Source organism: Streptomyces sp. NPDC000229, from assembly GCF_040300825.1.
Classification (GTDB): Bacteria; Actinomycetota; Actinomycetes; order Streptomycetales; family Streptomycetaceae; genus Streptomyces.
Genome location: NZ_JBEPEL010000017.1, coordinates 1 through 14,955 on the forward strand (window position 1 = coordinate 1; position 14,955 = coordinate 14,955).

17 protein-coding genes are annotated in these 14,955 nt (G+C 69.3%); 7 read left to right on the top strand and 10 right to left on the bottom strand.

The features are described 5' to 3' along the window. Positions 1 to 67 precede the first annotated feature (67 nt). Positions 68 to 256: a ribbon-helix-helix protein, CopG family gene (locus tag ABT360_RS11805; RefSeq protein WP_351814019.1), complete on the bottom strand. Its 189-nt coding sequence runs from the start codon at positions 254 to 256 to the stop codon at positions 68 to 70. Positions 257 to 387: 131 nt separating this feature from the next. On the opposite strand from ABT360_RS11805, the gene ABT360_RS11810 reads away from it, so the two are divergent. Beyond that, entirely contained in the window at positions 388 to 831 is a 444-nt protein-coding gene (locus ABT360_RS11810; protein ID WP_351814021.1) for a MarR family winged helix-turn-helix transcriptional regulator, read from the top strand. Positions 832 to 861: 30 nt separating this feature from the next. Next, positions 862 to 2,202, top strand: coding sequence for an MFS transporter (locus tag ABT360_RS11815; RefSeq protein WP_351814023.1), 1,341 nt, complete (start codon positions 862 to 864; stop codon positions 2,200 to 2,202). Between the two features lie 43 nt (positions 2,203 to 2,245). Here ABT360_RS11815 and ABT360_RS11820 read toward each other — a convergent pair whose 3' ends face one another. Continuing rightward, on the bottom strand, positions 2,246 to 2,758 hold the full coding sequence (locus ABT360_RS11820) for a GNAT family N-acetyltransferase (RefSeq protein ID WP_351814025.1): 513 nt from the start codon (positions 2,756 to 2,758) through the stop codon (positions 2,246 to 2,248). A gap of 56 nt (positions 2,759 to 2,814) precedes the next feature. On the opposite strand from ABT360_RS11820, the gene thpR reads away from it, so the two are divergent. Next, positions 2,815 to 3,387, top strand: coding sequence for an RNA 2',3'-cyclic phosphodiesterase (thpR, locus tag ABT360_RS11825; protein WP_351814027.1), 573 nt, complete (start codon positions 2,815 to 2,817; stop codon positions 3,385 to 3,387). 132 nt (positions 3,388 to 3,519) lie between these two features. Here the strand turns inward: thpR and ABT360_RS11830 are convergent, their stop codons facing one another. From ABT360_RS11830 to ABT360_RS11840, 3 genes are all read right to left on the bottom strand, one after another. Further along, positions 3,520 to 4,506, bottom strand: a complete 987-nt coding sequence (locus ABT360_RS11830) for an aldo/keto reductase (protein ID WP_351814029.1) — start codon at positions 4,504 to 4,506, stop codon at positions 3,520 to 3,522. A 68-nt stretch (positions 4,507 to 4,574) separates the two neighbouring features. Further along, positions 4,575 to 5,165, bottom strand: coding sequence for a Uma2 family endonuclease (locus tag ABT360_RS11835; protein WP_351814031.1), 591 nt, complete (start codon positions 5,163 to 5,165; stop codon positions 4,575 to 4,577). Positions 5,166 to 5,270: 105 nt separating this feature from the next. Further along, positions 5,271 to 5,777 (bottom strand): MarR family winged helix-turn-helix transcriptional regulator, encoded by a 507-nt coding sequence (locus ABT360_RS11840; protein WP_351814033.1) that lies wholly within the window; start codon positions 5,775 to 5,777, stop codon positions 5,271 to 5,273. A 13-nt stretch (positions 5,778 to 5,790) separates the two neighbouring features. On the opposite strand from ABT360_RS11840, the gene ABT360_RS11845 reads away from it, so the two are divergent. Both ABT360_RS11845 and ABT360_RS11850 read left to right on the top strand, forming a co-directional pair. Continuing rightward, positions 5,791 to 6,297: a carboxymuconolactone decarboxylase family protein gene (locus ABT360_RS11845; protein ID WP_351814035.1), complete on the top strand. Its 507-nt coding sequence runs from the start codon at positions 5,791 to 5,793 to the stop codon at positions 6,295 to 6,297. Between the two features lie 385 nt (positions 6,298 to 6,682). Next, on the top strand, positions 6,683 to 8,065 hold the full coding sequence (locus ABT360_RS11850; protein WP_351814037.1) for a S41 family peptidase: 1,383 nt from the start codon (positions 6,683 to 6,685) through the stop codon (positions 8,063 to 8,065). A gap of 173 nt (positions 8,066 to 8,238) precedes the next feature. Here ABT360_RS11850 and ABT360_RS11855 read toward each other — a convergent pair whose 3' ends face one another. After that, on the bottom strand, positions 8,239 to 8,718 hold the full coding sequence (locus tag ABT360_RS11855) for a MarR family winged helix-turn-helix transcriptional regulator (protein ID WP_351814039.1): 480 nt from the start codon (positions 8,716 to 8,718) through the stop codon (positions 8,239 to 8,241). Between the two features lie 153 nt (positions 8,719 to 8,871). Between ABT360_RS11855 and ABT360_RS11860 the strand changes: the two genes are divergently transcribed. Next, positions 8,872 to 10,032, top strand: coding sequence for an alpha/beta hydrolase family protein (locus ABT360_RS11860; RefSeq protein ID WP_351814041.1), 1,161 nt, complete (start codon positions 8,872 to 8,874; stop codon positions 10,030 to 10,032). Between the two features lie 138 nt (positions 10,033 to 10,170). Then, positions 10,171 to 11,550, top strand: coding sequence for a serine hydrolase domain-containing protein (locus ABT360_RS11865; protein WP_351814043.1), 1,380 nt, complete (start codon positions 10,171 to 10,173; stop codon positions 11,548 to 11,550). A 299-nt stretch (positions 11,551 to 11,849) separates the two neighbouring features. On the opposite strand, the gene ABT360_RS11870 is transcribed toward ABT360_RS11865, so the two are convergent. The 4 genes from ABT360_RS11870 to ABT360_RS11885 all read right to left on the bottom strand — a co-directional run bounded on the left by ABT360_RS11870 (position 11,850) and on the right by ABT360_RS11885 (position 14,900). Further along, positions 11,850 to 12,452, bottom strand: a complete 603-nt coding sequence (locus ABT360_RS11870) for a hypothetical protein (RefSeq protein ID WP_351814045.1) — start codon at positions 12,450 to 12,452, stop codon at positions 11,850 to 11,852. Next, positions 12,449 to 13,702 (bottom strand): DUF7224 domain-containing protein, encoded by a 1,254-nt coding sequence (locus ABT360_RS11875; RefSeq protein WP_351814046.1) that lies wholly within the window; start codon positions 13,700 to 13,702, stop codon positions 12,449 to 12,451. Before ABT360_RS11875 ends, ABT360_RS11870 begins: the two co-directional genes overlap by 4 nt. Before the next feature lie 5 nt (positions 13,703 to 13,707). Further along, positions 13,708 to 14,436 (bottom strand): ATP-binding cassette domain-containing protein, encoded by a 729-nt coding sequence (locus tag ABT360_RS11880; RefSeq protein WP_351814193.1) that lies wholly within the window; start codon positions 14,434 to 14,436, stop codon positions 13,708 to 13,710. Between the two features lie 95 nt (positions 14,437 to 14,531). Further along, positions 14,532 to 14,900 (bottom strand): hypothetical protein, encoded by a 369-nt coding sequence (locus ABT360_RS11885; RefSeq protein WP_351814048.1) that lies wholly within the window; start codon positions 14,898 to 14,900, stop codon positions 14,532 to 14,534. Between the last annotated feature and the right edge of the window lie 55 nt (positions 14,901 to 14,955).

Consider the following 14,955-nt stretch of genomic DNA (forward strand, 5'->3'; position numbering starts at 1 on the left):
GCTGCCGCCCCGGCGGGCCCGGCCCCGGCGGCCCGGCCCCGGCGGCCCGGCCCCGGCGGGCGGGCCGCTACGCGCCGCGCGCGCCGTAGAAGCGGGTCGTTTCGTCGACCGCCGCCTCGAAGCGTTCGTCGAAGTCGTCGCGGACGAGCGTCCGGACCACGTAGTCCTGGACGCTCATCCCGCTTCGGGCGGCATGGCGCCGGACCCTGTCGAGCAGCTCTCCGTCTATCCGCAGGCTGAGCACCGTCGATCCCATGCCGCCCAGACTCGCCGCCCCTCCCCGCCCCGCGCGTCACTTTCCGGCCCGCTCTCACTCGTACGGGTGACCCCTGCCACTCCCCGTTCCACGGGTGGTATTTAGCCAGGGTAATGAGTTACGCTAAATACATGCCTGACCTCTCCCACGGCGACCCCGCTGACGCAGCCGCCGTGAACGCCTTGCGCTCCGCCGTCATGCGGCTGGGCCGACGCCTCAAGCACCAGCGCGTCGACGAATCGCTGAGCCCCACCGAGATGTCGGTGCTCGGCACCCTCGCCCGCTGCGGTACCGCCACCCCCGGTGAGCTGGCCCGCAAGGAGCACGTCCAGCCGCCGTCGATGACGCGCATCGTGGCGCTGCTGGAGGCCAAGGGACTGGTCCGGCTGGAGCCGCACCCCGACGACCGCCGGCAGAAGGTCGTCAGCCAGACCGAGACGGCCGAGGCCATGCTCGAGGAGTCCCGCCGCAAGCGGAACGCCTGGCTGGCATCCCTCGCCGAAGGTTTGGACGAGGACGAGTGGGCAAAGCTGCGTGCTGCCGCACCCGTGCTGGAGAAGCTCGCACACCTGTAAGACGTACGACGCACCAAGGAGGCGAACCTTTTGAGTACGGGACCCGGAGCAACAGACTCCGCACCCGCACACAACCCCAACCACCACGACACGACCCGCAACCGGACCTTCTCCTCGCTCAAGGTCCGCAACTACCGGCTCTTCTTCACCGGGGCCATCGTCTCCAACACCGGTACCTGGATGGCCCGCATCACCCAGGACTGGCTGGTCCTCAGCCTCACGGGCTCCGCCGCCGCCGTCGGCATCACGACGGCGCTGCAGTTCCTGCCGATGCTGCTCTTCGGCCTGTACGGCGGTGTCATCGCCGACCGCTACCCCAAGCGCAACCTGCTGATGTTCAGCCAGGGCGCCCTGGGCCTGTGCGGTCTGGCCCTCGCCGTCCTCACCCTCTCCGGCCACGTCCAGGTCTGGCACGTCTACCTGATCGCGTTCCTGCTCGGCATGGTCACGGTCGTCGACAACCCGGCCCGCCAGTCGTTCTACTCCGAGCTGGTCGGCCCCGCCCAGGTCCGCAACGCCGTCAGCCTGAACTCGGCCAACTTCCAGTCGGCCCGGCTCGTCGGCCCCGCCGTCGCGGGCGGCGTGATCGCTTCGGTCGGCAGCGGCTACGCCTTCCTGGTCAACGGCCTGTCCTTCCTCGCCCCGCTCGTCTCCCTGATGCTGATGCGCACCAGCGAGCTGCACCAGGTGGAGCGGGCACCACGCGGCAAGGGTCAGCTGCGCGAAGGGCTGCGGTACGTCGCCGGCCGCCCCGAGCTGATCTGGCCGATCGCGCTCGTGGGCTTCGTCGGCACCTTCGGGTTCAACTTCCCGATCTGGCTGACCGCCTTCTCCGACGACGTCTTCCACGCCGGAGCGGGGACGTACGGCTTCCTCAACACCCTGATGGCCGTCGGCTCCCTCGTGGGTGCCCTGCTCGCCGCCCGGCGCGGCACCTCCCGGCTGCGGCTGTTGGTCGGCGGCGCGGTCGCCTTCGGCGTACTGGAGATCGCCGCCGCGTTCTCCCCGTCCTTCTGGCTGTTCGCGCTGCTGCTGGTCCCGATCGGCATGTTCGGCCTGACGGTCAACGTCACCGCCAACTCGTCGGTCCAGCTCGCGACCGACCCCGTGATGCGGGGCCGGGTGATGAGCCTCTACATGATGGTGTTCGTCGGCGGTACGCCGGTGGGCGCGCCCCTGCTGGGCTGGATCACCGACACGTACGGCGCTCGGGTGGGCTTCGCCACGGGCGGTGCCGTCTCGCTGACCGCCGCCGTGGTGATCGGCCTGGTGCTGGCCCGGGTGGGCGGGTTGCGCCTGAAGGTCGACCTGCGCCGGGGCCACCCGCATGTGCGGTTCGTCCCGCGCGAGGAGCTGGCCACGGCCGCGTAACGGCGACAAGGGGCCCGGACCGGAAGGACGGGCCCCCTTGTCGTCACACCCGCCGCTCCAGCACCTGCCCCGGCCAGTCGCCGACCGTGTAGGCCTGTGTGGGCGTGAAGCCGTTGCGTACGTAGTAGTCGACGAGCCGCCCCTCGCCGCCCGCGAAGCAGTCCACCCGCAGCAGCGAGACGCCCCGCCGCCGGGTCTCCTCGACCGCGTGCGCCAGCAGCGCGCTGCCCACGCCCCGTCCGTGGAACCGGATGCCGGTGGCCAGGAACCGCACGTACAGCTCCGGTTCGTCGGCGGGCGCGACATCGGGCCCGGGGTGCGGCGTCAGCGTCAGTGCCCCGGCCGGTACGCCGTCGATCTCGGCGATCCACGGCGAGCCCTCCGTGACGGTCTCGTGCACGCGCCGCACGGCCCGTGGCCTGGACGACCACGGCTCGGTGCCCCACTGGTCGGTGATCCCGCGTGCGTTCAGCCAGGCGACCGCGCTGTCCAGCATGGCGAGTATCGCGGGGACGTCGTCCGCCCCGCCCTTCCTGATCTCCACCTTGTCCCCCATGTGATCGGCCGGGAATGCACGGCGATACGTGGCGTGGATCATGCCAGACTCGCGGTATGAGGCTTTTCGCTGCCGTGCTGCCGAGCCGGGTGGCCGTGGACGAACTCGCGGGTGTGGTCGGCGGGTTGAGGACCCTCCCGGGCGCCGACGACCTCCGCTGGACGGGGCGTGAGGGCTGGCACTTCACGCTCGCGTTCATGGGGGAGGTGGACGAGCGGCTGGTGCCGGAACTGTGTACCCGGCTCGCCCGCGCCGCGCACCGCACCGAGCCCTTCCCGCTGCGGTTCCACGGGGGCGGCCGGTTCGGGAGGCGCGTCCTGTGGGCGGGGGCGGCGGGCGGGCTGGACGAGATGCGGCTGCTCGCCGAACGCGCGGACGCGGCCGCCCGGCGCTCGGGCATTCCGATGGACGAGCACCGCCGCTACCAGGCCCATCTGACGGTGGCCCGCAGTCGCACGGACGCCACCGACCTGCGCCCGTTCGTCGAGCGGCTCCAGCCCTTCGAGGGCACCCGCTGGGACGTGACCGAGCTCGCCCTCGTGCGCAGCAACCTCCCGGGCGGCGGTGACGCGGGCCGGGGACCGCGTTACGAGACGGTCGGGTCATGGCGGCTCGGACGGGCCGGTTAACCTCGAAGGGTGGACCCGAAGACGCGAAACCGGATCATGGCCGGTGTGCTGGTGCTGATGTTCGTGATGATCGCCGCTGCGGCCGCGCTCGGCTGACCGAGCGACGGCCGCTGCGGCGTACGCGCGTACGCGTCACCAGGCGAAGGCCTCCGGCGACGGCCCCGGACCCGGGAAGATCGCGTCCAGCTCCGTCAGGACCTCGTCCGACAGCTCCAGCTCCACCGCCCGCAGCGCGGATTCGAGCTGCTCGGCGGTACGCGGCCCGACGATCGGCCCCGTCACCCCCGGCCGGGACAGCAGCCAGGCCAGGGCCACCTCGCCCGGTTCGAGCCCGTGCTTTTCGAGGAGGTCCTCGTACGCCTGGATCTGGAGGCGTACGTCGCTGTTGGCGAGCGCGTCCGCGGAACGGCCGCTGGTGCGGCGCCCGCCCTCGGTCTCCTTCTTGATCACCCCGCCGAGCAGTCCGCCGTGCAGCGGCGACCACGGGATGACGCCGACGCCGTAGTCCTGCGCGGCCGGGATGACCTCCATCTCGGCGCGCCGCTCGGCCAGGTTGTACAGGCACTGCTCGCTGACGAGGCCGACCATGCCGCGCCGGTCGGCGATCTCATTGGCCTGGGCGATCTTGTAACCGGGGAAGTTCGACGATCCCGCGTAGAGGATCTTCCCCTGCTGGATGAGGACGTCGATGGCCTGCCAGATCTCCTCGAACGGCGTGCGCCGGTCGATGTGGTGGAACTGGTACAGGTCGATGTAGTCGGTGTTGAGCCGCTTGAGGCTGCCTTCGACGGCCCGCCGGATGTTCACGGCGGAGAGCTTGTCGTGGTTGGGCCAGACCCGTCCGTCGGTGCCCATGTTCCCGTACACCTTGGTGGCGAGTACGACCTTGTCCCGGTCGCCGCCCCGGGCGAACCAGGAGCCGATGATCTCCTCCGTGCGGCCCTTGTTCTCGCCCCAGCCGTACACGTTGGCGGTGTCGAAGAAGTTGATGCCGGCGTCGATCGCGGCGTTCATGATGGCGTGGCTGCCGGCCTCGTCGGTCTGGGGTCCGAAGTTCATCGTGCCGAGGACGAGTCGGCTGACCTTGAGTCCGGTGCGTCCGAGCTGCGTGTACTTCATGGACGTACAGCCAACGCCTTCGAGCGCGCTCGAAGCAAGGGGGCGCTGTGGGGCGGGGGGGTCGCGCGTCAGTGGCTGGGGAACTCGGAGGTGTCGAGGACGAGGCCAACAGGGGTCTTAGTGAGGTCGATGGGCTCGCCGAAATCGAACCGGGCGTCCGCCGTGTACTCCTCGCCCTTGGGCACGGTGTGGAGGACGCACCTGCCGGTGTAGGGGTCGACGATGAGGTAGACGGGCACCTCGGCGGCGGCGTAGGCGGTTTTCTTGGGGCCGTAGTCGTTCATGCCGGTGCTGCGGGAGATCACCTCGGCGACGAATTCGACGTCCTGGTACCGCCACAGTCCCTTGTCGGTCATCGACGCATCTTCGGCGAGCAGGGTCACATCAGAGGCAAGGCCGTTGAGGTACCCCGGGTAGTCGATGCGGACGTCGGACTTGAGTCGCTGCCTGGGGTGCTTCGTCCGAAGCTGCTCGACGATGTCCAGAATGATGTCCCAGTGGGTGTCCCGCTGCGGCGTCATGAAGATGTTTCCCCCGACGATCTCGGTCTTGAAGCCCTCGGGGACGCCCATCCGCTCGAGCCCCTCGAACATCTCGTCCAAGGTCCACTCGTGGTTGCTCTCGGCCATGTCGATCCTGTCGTTCTCTACGACGGTCATCGTGGCGCTCCTCCCCGCTGCCGCGTGATCGCATGCAGCCGCCTCAGAAAACGATACGCACGCCCGGGCCGACACGCCCGTGGCGACAGCTCGCCAACCGGTGCGTCACGCCCCGCCCAGCCACCCCGCCGCGTCGAGGCGGAACGCCTCCGCCGGGACGACGGTCCGCAGCGCGGCCTCCAGGTCCCGGACGCGTTCCGCCCCGAGGGTGCGGGCCCAGTCCGCCCGCAGTTCGTCGAAGATCGCGGCCGAGCGGGCGAGGGCGTCCAGGCCGTGCGGGGTGAGGCGGACGACCTTGCGGCGGGCGTCGGCGGGGTCGTCGGCGCGCTCGGCGTACCCGAGGGCGACGAGCCGGTCGACGGTCTTGCCGGCCGCCTGCTTGGACACCCCGAGCCGCCGCCCCACCTCGCTGGCGGTCGCGCCGCCGGGCCCGATCGCCTGCATGGCGAACCCGTGGGCGGGCCGTACGTCCGGGTGGCCCTGGCGGGCGAGTTCGGCGTGGAGGCGGTCGATGAGGGTGCGGAAGCCCGCGAAGAGGAGCAGGGGCAGCTCATAGCCCTTGCCCGGATCGACAACCCGGTTTACCTTCTTTTCGTCAACCATGTTGTCCATCCTAGGAGCGGCCATGTTCGTCGACCACACCCTGGAGTCCGCCCCGCCCGCCGCCCGCCCCGTCATGGAAGCGATCTCGCAGCGGATGGGCGGCCACGTCCCGCCGGCCGTCGCCCGCATGGCGGCCTCGCCCGAACTGCTGGAGGGCTTCATGACCCTCACGGCCCTGTTCGACCGCACCACTCTCGACCCGGTCGCCCGCGAGACGGTCATCATGACCGTCGCCACCCGCAACGGCTGTCAGGTCTGCGTCGACCTCCACACCCGCAAGCTCCGCGCCCTGGGCGCCGCCCCCGCCGTCATCGCCGCCCTCCGCGACGGCACCCCGCTGCCCGACGAACGGCTCGAAGCCGTACGGCGGTTCGTCGACGCCGTCCACGCCACCACGGGCGAGGTGTCCGACGAGGACCTCGCCGCCTTCCTCACCCGCGGCTACACGGAACGCAACGCCCTGGAGGTCGTCATGGGCATCGGTACATACACCATGTCGACGTTCGCGAACCGGCTCACGCGGGCGTAGCGGGGGGTGGAGTCAGGCCGGGCTCGAACGTGGACCTGAGGTAGATGCGCGTCATGCCGGGCTTGTACTCATGAGAGAACGTCTCGATACAGCGCCCGTCACCGCTCCCGTCCGATGTCGTACTCTCCGCCGGGCAGATATCTCCCCTCAGGAGCCCCTCGACCAGCGTTTCAGGCTCTGACAGTCCCAGGTGAGCGAACCCGTCAAAGTCTCGTCTGGCTGGCGCTATTTTGACGACACTCCCTAGGTGTGTGGTCCCGGGTTACCGCGGGTAGCGGGGGCTGGCCTCACCCTCGATCGGCCGGACAGCCGGATGGCCCGGTGGATCCCGTGTCGGCGACGGTGGGGTGGTACCCAGCAAGTCGCCTACAGAGAAGGCAAGATCGTGCGCATCATCACGGCCACCGCCGTCGCCCTGGCCCTCGTCGGCGCAGCCGCGCCGGCCGCCACCGCCCACCAGCCGGTCACCGACGGAATCTGGCGCACTGACGGCTACGGCACCGTGCTGTCCATCCGGAACGGAACCCTCCAGGAGTATCAGACCACCGCTGTCAGCTGCCTCGCGGGCGACACCGCGCAGCGGACCGGCCCCGGCGCCTACACCACGCCTGGAGGCACCGTCCTCACCGTGCGCACCCGCGGGGACCGCGACCGCGCTTCCGTACGGCTGGACGGCGACGTCGGCGAACGGAACCTGCGCCGGATGACGGAACTGCCCGATGCCTGCACGCGTTCCGCCCCCGGGGGTCCGCTCGCCTCCTTCGACGTCTTCTGGCAATCCTTCGAGGAGAACTACCCCTTCTTCGCCGCCAAGGACATCGACTGGCACGCCGTACGCGACCGGTACCGGCCCACGGTCCACGAAGGGACGACCCCGGACGAACTCTTCGCCGTCTTCAGCAAGATGGTCGAGCCGCTCCACGACGCCCACGTCGCCGTCTGGGACGTCGACGGCGACGGCGACGGTGACCCCGACCGGGCCTTCGCGCAGGTCCGCCCAGGCACCGTCCGGCCCGACGGGAAGCTCGACGCCAAGGTCAAGAAGTTCGTCGTGGAGCGCGACCTCAAGAACGCCCGGAACCTCCAGGACTTCGCCGCCGGGCGGATCACCTACGCCGACCTCCCCGGCGGGCAGGGCTACCTGCGGATCTCCGGCTTCGGCGGCTACGCGGGCGACGAGGCCTCCTACGCCGCCGAGCTGGCCGAGCTCGACAAGGCGCTGGACACGGTCCTCGGCCAGGAGCGCACCCGGCACCTGAAGGGCCTGGTCATCGACCTGCGGATCAACGGGGGCGGCTCCGACGCCATGGGGCTCCACATCGCCGGGCGGCTGACCGACACCCCCTACCTCGCCTACTCCAAGCGGGCTCGCAACGATCCCGCGGACCCCACCCGGCACACGCGCCCCCAGCCCCTGTACGTCATGCCCGCCCAGGGTCCCCGCTACACCGGACCGGTCGCCGTGCTGACCGGCGGCTCGACCGTCAGCGCGGGAGAGACCTTCACCCAGGCCCTCATGGACCGGCCCGGCCGGACCGTGCGGATCGGGCAGCCCACGCAGGGCGTCTTCTCGGACGTCATGGTGCGCAAGCTCCCCAACGGCATGTCGGTCTGGCTGCCGAACGAGGAGCTGCTGACCCGGTCGGGCAGGACCTTCGACGGCGCGGGCATCCCGCCGCACCTCACCGAGCCGGTCTTCACCACGGAGGAGTTCGACCAGAACAAGGACTCGGCCTTCGACCGGGCCGTGAAGGTTTTGCGGGACTAGGACGGCTCCTCCCGGAGAGGCCCCGACCCCGCCGGCCTAGGAGTTGTCGTGAAAGTGTTGCACGAGTTCCCACTCGGCATCGGACAGTTCATGGCGACATATCACGACACCGTGATCCACAACGCGACATCACTTTGACGACAGACCCTAGGGCGCCAGTTCGGAAGGAGGTTCTACGACAGTGCCGTGGCTTTGACGTTGTCGGCCATGCGGCGCAGCACCTTGAGCGCGGCCACGTACTCGGCGTCGGTGATGCCGTCGTGGATCTGCGCCCGGAGGCCGGTGACCAGCTCCTTAATGCGGGCCTTGGCCGCGCGGCCCTCGTCGGTGAGGTGCAGGCGCTGCTCGTCGTCCAGGCGCAGCCAGCCCCTGTGGAGCAGGTGGTCGACGGCTCGGGAGGCGTCGTGCGGGGTGTCCGCGACGTCGGCGAGCCCGGTGACGACGACCTCACGGGTGACGTGGTCGCCGACGTCGACACGGTTGAGCGTCCACCACTGGGGCTGGGTGACGTCCACCCGTGCCATCGCGTCGCGGATGTGGTTGATGACGGCCTTGTGGACGACGCCGCTCCAGTAGCCGATGGGCTGCGAGGCGAGGTCGGCGTCGGTGGCGGCGGGGTTGGCGGGGGCGGGGGGAGTCGGTGTCGTCGTCATGCGGATGACCGTAGGACCTCGACCGCGATTGAGGTCAACTGCCTTACCGGAAAGGTAGGTCCACGGGTGGAGATCCGCGTACGTCCGGGGGCCCACACCGTTCAGGCCGTGGGGGGACGACCGGGGCGGGGTCCGCTGCCTAGCCTCGCCGGTATGCAACGACTGCCTCGCGGCACAGCCGCCGCTTTACTCGGCCTGTCCCTCGCCCTGCTCGGCACGGGCGTCGCCCACGCCGCCCACGCCGCGCCTGTGGCCCCGGCCGCCGAGACCGCCCGTGTACGCCTCGAACTGCCGCCGCCCACCGGTTCGTACGCCGTGGGCCGTGACACCCTGCACCTCGTCGACAAGAGCCGCCCCGACCCCTGGGTCCCCGAGGCCGGGGCGCGCGAGCTGATGGTGTCGATGTACTACCCCGCACGGCCCGGTGGCGGCCGGACGGCCCCGTACATGACCGCCGCCGAGGCCCAGGCCTTCATCGACGACCGGGAACTGACCGACGCGGTGTCCGCCGGGACGCTCAGCGGCACCCGCACCCACGCCCGCCCCGCCGCCGCGCCCGTACGCGGGAAGTTCCCGCTCGTCGTGCTGTCGCCCGGCTTCACCGTCAACCGCTCCACCCTGACCCTGCTCGCCGAGGAGCTGGCCAGTCAGGGTTACGTCGTCGCCACCGTCGACCACGCCTACGAGTCGGTCGGCACGGCCTTCCCCGGTGGCCGACTCCTGAACTGCGTCGCCTGCGAGAAGATCCAGCCGGGCGGGTACGGGGTGGTACCCAAGGGCCGGGCGAAGGACGTGTCGTTCCTGCTCGACCGGCTGCTCTCCGACCGGCACCCCTCCTGGCGGCACGCCCGCATGATCGACCACACGCGGATCGGCATGGCGGGCCATTCCATCGGCGGCGCCTCCGCCGCGACGACCATGGCGGGTGATCAGCGCGTACGCGCCGGGGCCAACATGGACGGGTCCTTCATGGAGCCGGTCCCGGCCGAGGGCCTGGGCGGGCGCCCCTTCATGATGCTGGGCACCGGCGACGACGACCGCTCCTGGATACGGGACTGGCCGCTCCTGGACGGCTGGAAGCGCTGGACCAACGTCACCGGCTCGGGCCACTTCACCTTCACCGACGTGCCGGTCCTCGCCGACCAACTCGGGCTCCTGCCCCCGGACGAGCCCCTGTCGGGCAAGCGGTCGCAGGAGATCACACGGGCGTACGTGACGGCGTTCTTCGACCTGCACCTGAAGGGCGTGGACCACAAGCTCCTGGACGGTCCGTCCACCGACCACCCCGAAGTGGTCTTCCACAAGCACGGCTGACCAGGCGACGACCCTGACAAATGTCATGCGTTCCTGTGCGCACAATCGGCCCCTGGGTGGAGGAAAGGGCCGTACCGGCGCCATGAGGATGGTCGACGGCGCACACAACGGTGCGCCGTCGACCGTGCAGGAAGGCCCATGGACCCCACCGCTCGCCGTGCCCCCTCCCCGCTCCGCCGCAACGTCCGCCGCGCCGCGCTCGTGTCGAGCGCCGCCCTGCTCTCCCTGGCCGCCGGAACCCTCCCGGCACACGCCGCACCCACGGCGCCCGCGGCCACCACGGCAGTCACCGCGCCCACCCCGAGCCACGGGCTCGACCGCGGCCGGAGTCTCGACCGCAAGGCCCTGCGATCCTCGCTCGAAGCGATCCACCAGGCCGGCATGTACGGCACGTACTCCGCCGTCCGTGACGGCTCGTCATCGTGGCGGGGCGCCGCCGGGACCGCCGACCTCGGTACGCAGCGCCCGATACGGGCCGACTTCGAGCACCGGGTCGGCAGCATCACCAAGACCTTCACCGCCGTCGCCGTCCTCCAGCAGGTCGCCAAGGGCCGCATCGAACTCGACGCGCCCATCGGCCGTTACCTGCCCGAGTTGATACCCGGGGAGCGCGGCCGCACCATCACGGTCCGCATGCTCCTCAACCACACCAGTGGCCTCGGTGACCACATCATGGGCGCGTTCCCCGGCCTCCTGGAGGACCCGGGCAAGGCCCTGGACGCGCGCCGCTTCCACCACTTCGCCCCCGAGGAGCTCGTACGCCTGGGACTCGCCGCACCACCGGCGGCACCGCGCGGCACGCACGCGTACTCCAACACCAACTATGTGATCGCCGGGCTGCTGCTGCGCGAGGTGACGGGCCAGGAGCCCGAGCAGTACATCGCCCGGAACGTCATCCGCAAGGCCGGGCTACGCCACACCTACTTCCCGCGCACGCCATTCGTGACCGGCCCGCACGCGAAGATGTACGAGTCGATGTACGGGATGATCGAGCCCGCCCGTGACTACAGCGTCTACGACATGTCCTGGTGCGGCCCGGCAGGGTCCCTGGTGTCGACCATGGACGACCTCAACTCCTTCTACCGGCAGCTCCTTGGCGGCAAGCTCCTCGGCCCCACTGAGCTGAGCGCCATGAAGACCACGGTGCCCGCGCACGAGCCGTCTCCCGGCGAGGAGGTGACGTTCCGGTACGGGCTCGGCCTCTACACGCTGAAGATGCCCGACGGCCGGTGGTACTGGGGCCACGACGGCGGCGTGTTCGGCGCCGGTACCTGGGCGCTGTCCACGGAGGACGGCCGACGTCAGGTCGCGCTCGGATGGAACCTCATGAAGTACCAGCGCTTCGACGAGCAGGGCCGACTGAAGCCCCACCCCATCGACGCGGCGATGCTGCGCCACATGACCGTCGCGCTCGGCGGCACACCGGCCGACACCCGGCCGGGCGCCCGGGCCAAGACCCCGACGCCGGGCGCGGTGGCGCCGCTCGCCGCAGCGGCGGTCGACGCCCTGCGGCGCTGACACCCGGCCGGGTTTCGGCTCGCCATGATGCTGCGGTTTCTTGCCTCGCTCCGACGCCGATCGTTTAGCTTGCTCACGGATTACCTGGCGATTGGGCCCGACAATGTGGCGGAACTCCAGAGAACGTCGCTTCGGTGTCGGTTCTGATCAGCAACGTCACACCAGACGGGGAGAGGTGCCTCGACCCGCATAGGGGAGAGGCACCCTTCCTTGGCAACGGCTACTTCACCGGCCATCTCTACGCACACACGAGATACTCAGGCGAGGCGTCCACCATGCCGTCCAGGTCCTCGGACGCGTCATCTGCGTCTGGCTCGCCGACTGGCACGGGCGCCAAGTAGATTCGCTGCCAAGCCGATACCGAAGAGGCAAACGGCCGTCGCACCGGCGAGCGCTGATGCGGCCTCGTGCACGGGCCAGGTCCATGCAAATGGACGCCCGGTCGGCCCCAGCCCAACAAGAGCGCAGAACACCGGCACGGTCGCTACGGAAAGGGGGCCGTATCTGGGGCCGAAGAGATGCTGGACGATAAGGCCGACTCCCAGGTACCCCGCCAGGTTCCTGGCTACAGCGAAGGCTATAGGGAAGTCGATCAGGTAGTTCTCGGCGCCGGCGAGTACCGCCGCAGCGATGCATGCCGTGATGATCATGCAGGCTCGGTATCGCTGTACCGGTCTGACGGCAACCGTGTTGTAAGCCTCTGGCACCTGGTTCACCGCGTGGAGCACGATGGCCGCGGGGATCACAGGGATCACCAGCGGAATAGGGATGCCGTTGCCGACTCCTGAGAACAGTGACGGGATGGGAAGTGCCGACCCCGCGAGCAACGGGGCCAGGAGCATCGTCCCGACGAGAGTCGCCGCGCAAAAGAGTGCCAGGTGGGTACGCAGCCACCAGTTCACGAGGCATCCGCTCGTGGTGCCGCGTAGGAGGATGGAGCGAGGGCGGGTTTGACCGAGCAGTCACGTACCGCCCGCATGTTGCGTTCGTACCAGAGATGTTGCGTATCGGGTGGCAATTGTTTGACCTGCTGGGCAAGTGCTACGGCCTGAGGGGACCAGCGGCTACGCAGGTCCGCTTCGGGCACGCCACCGGTGAGAGCCAGCCAGGCGTAGATGACCGTGGCCGCCTCGCTCCCCGGGTACTTCGCTCCCGGTGAGAGGGCGCACGCAGGTGGTTCAGAAGGCAAGGGGCTGGTCGCAACGTTCGAAAGGACACTTGACTCGGACGGCCGGACCTCGCCGAACTCGATCTGCGACGCCGGGGTCACGTTCACGGTCTTCAGCCGTTGGGTGGCTTGTCGTGCCCAGCGGGCGATCTCCTCCTGTCGGCTGGACTGCTCGGGCCACAGGCAGACTGCGGGAGCAGTCCCAGTGCACTTGCGCAGTGCGGTGTCACGGGGCTCGTCGCCGTCGAAGTCCAGGGGGATGGCCAGGGTGAGGCTGACGACCAGGGCGATTCCGAAAGTGCCGAGGGAAGCCAGGACGCGTCGAGATCTCTGCCGGAAGGTGGCAGTGAGTACGGCGGCAGCGATCAGGCCGACGGCCAGCGTGACGGTGGCAGCCATGCTTCGGGTTGAGGGGGCCGCGTCCAGGCCGCAGCACTCGATGAAGCCCTGACCGTTGAGGTGCCGCAGCCAGGCCATGGAACCGAGTGCCGCGGGCCAGAATCCCCACACATAGCCGAAGAGCAACATGCACGCAGCACCGAGAATCCGCGGCATGCGGGAGCCGACGAGCCAACCCAACGCCATGTGCGACAGAACCACGACGTAGGCGGTGCCCAAGATGCCGAGACTCGGATACCCCTGGCTGGGCGGCACGGCCACGGCATGGACTGCCAGCGAGGCGATGATTCCTGCCAGGCCAAGCACGGCCACGGGAAGCAGGTGCGTTAGCGCGATGGCAAGGGGGCTGCGCGCTGGTGCAAGGGCAAGGACGTTGCCCTGACGAAGCCGGGCAGCTTCCCAGGCGGCAGCGGCCCCGCAGGCGGCGTTGACAAAGCCGAGTACGAAGGTGGACTGAGCGCTGACAGAGGTCCAGGAGGCGATCACGGAGTCCGTGTTCTGCGTTCCGATCCACACCAGCACGGGTATCAGGACTGTGGCGAGCCACAGAGCGGGGCTGGTGCGGAGCATGGTGACGACGCGCATATCGGTTACGCCTCCCCGCGCACGAGGCTGCGGTATGCGACTTCTGCACGTCGATCCGCCGGGGTGGAGGCCGGCGCCGTGGCGAAGAACGCGGGGACGCTGCCCTGGAAGACCGGGCTTCCGTGGTCGAATACCACGACGGTGTCGTAGATGTCGGCGAGATCTTCGGTCTGGTGGGTGGAGACGATGAAGTGCATCGAGTCGGCGAGCTCGGCCAACAGGTCGCGGAAGACGCCGCGCTGCACCGGATCGAGGCCGGCCGTAGGCTCGTCCAGCAGGACAACCTCCGCGTTGTGCACCAGGGTTTGAGCGATACCCAGGCGCCGCAGCTGGCCACCGGACAGTTCGTGACTTCTGCGGTGCCCGAGGTCGGCAAGGCGCACTCGCTCCAGTGCCCGCGCTGAACGGTCCCATGCCTCACTCCGGGACAGGCCCTTCAGCCATCCTACGTAAGCCGCCTGCTCACGAACCGTCAAGGACGGGACCGGCTGCACCTGTTGCGGAAGCCATCCCACTCGCTGCCGGTACTGACGTCGGGACCTTCCACGAGTGCCGTCGAGTCGCCCCAGGAGAATACTCCCCGAGGCTGGAACCAGCGATGTTGCGCCAAGGGACAACAAAGTCGACTTCCCTGCCCCGTTGGGCCCCAGAAGGACTGTGGACCCTGAAGGGAACTGCATGGTCAAGGAATTCAGCACAGGTGAACCTGCTCGATAGGAGAACGAACAAGCCATGTAATGCAGCGGCACGCGAGACCCCGAAGTGGACGGTAGAAAAACGAAGCCGGTGCGGCCCGGGCCAGCGTTGTGGCCCCGGCCGCACCCGCCCGTCAGTAAGCGACGACGACCTGGTTAACAGTCAGCGCAGCAAATGCGGTCGCCTCACCGTTAAGGTTCGAGTAGGTGAAATAGTACTTGCCTGCCGGCTTGTCACCGTAGTAGACAGTATTGCAGGCGTTGTTGGCACGGCCGACAACAGGGTCCGGCAGCCATTCACGATCCTGCTTCAACTGCAGGCCAGCGTAACGAAAAGTACCAGCGGACACAGAGCAGCCGGAGAACCTGATATAGGTGGAAACGCTATCTCTGTTGTTGTCGTTCCAACGGCTCGACTCCTTGCCCGTCAACCAGCCGCCGATGGAACTGCTGAAGTACCCCTCGGCATAGGCGGGTGCGGTACCCAGGCTGACCGCTGCCACCGCCCCCATCGCAACGGCAGCGAACTTCCGCGACTTACCCATAATTCCCCCTCGC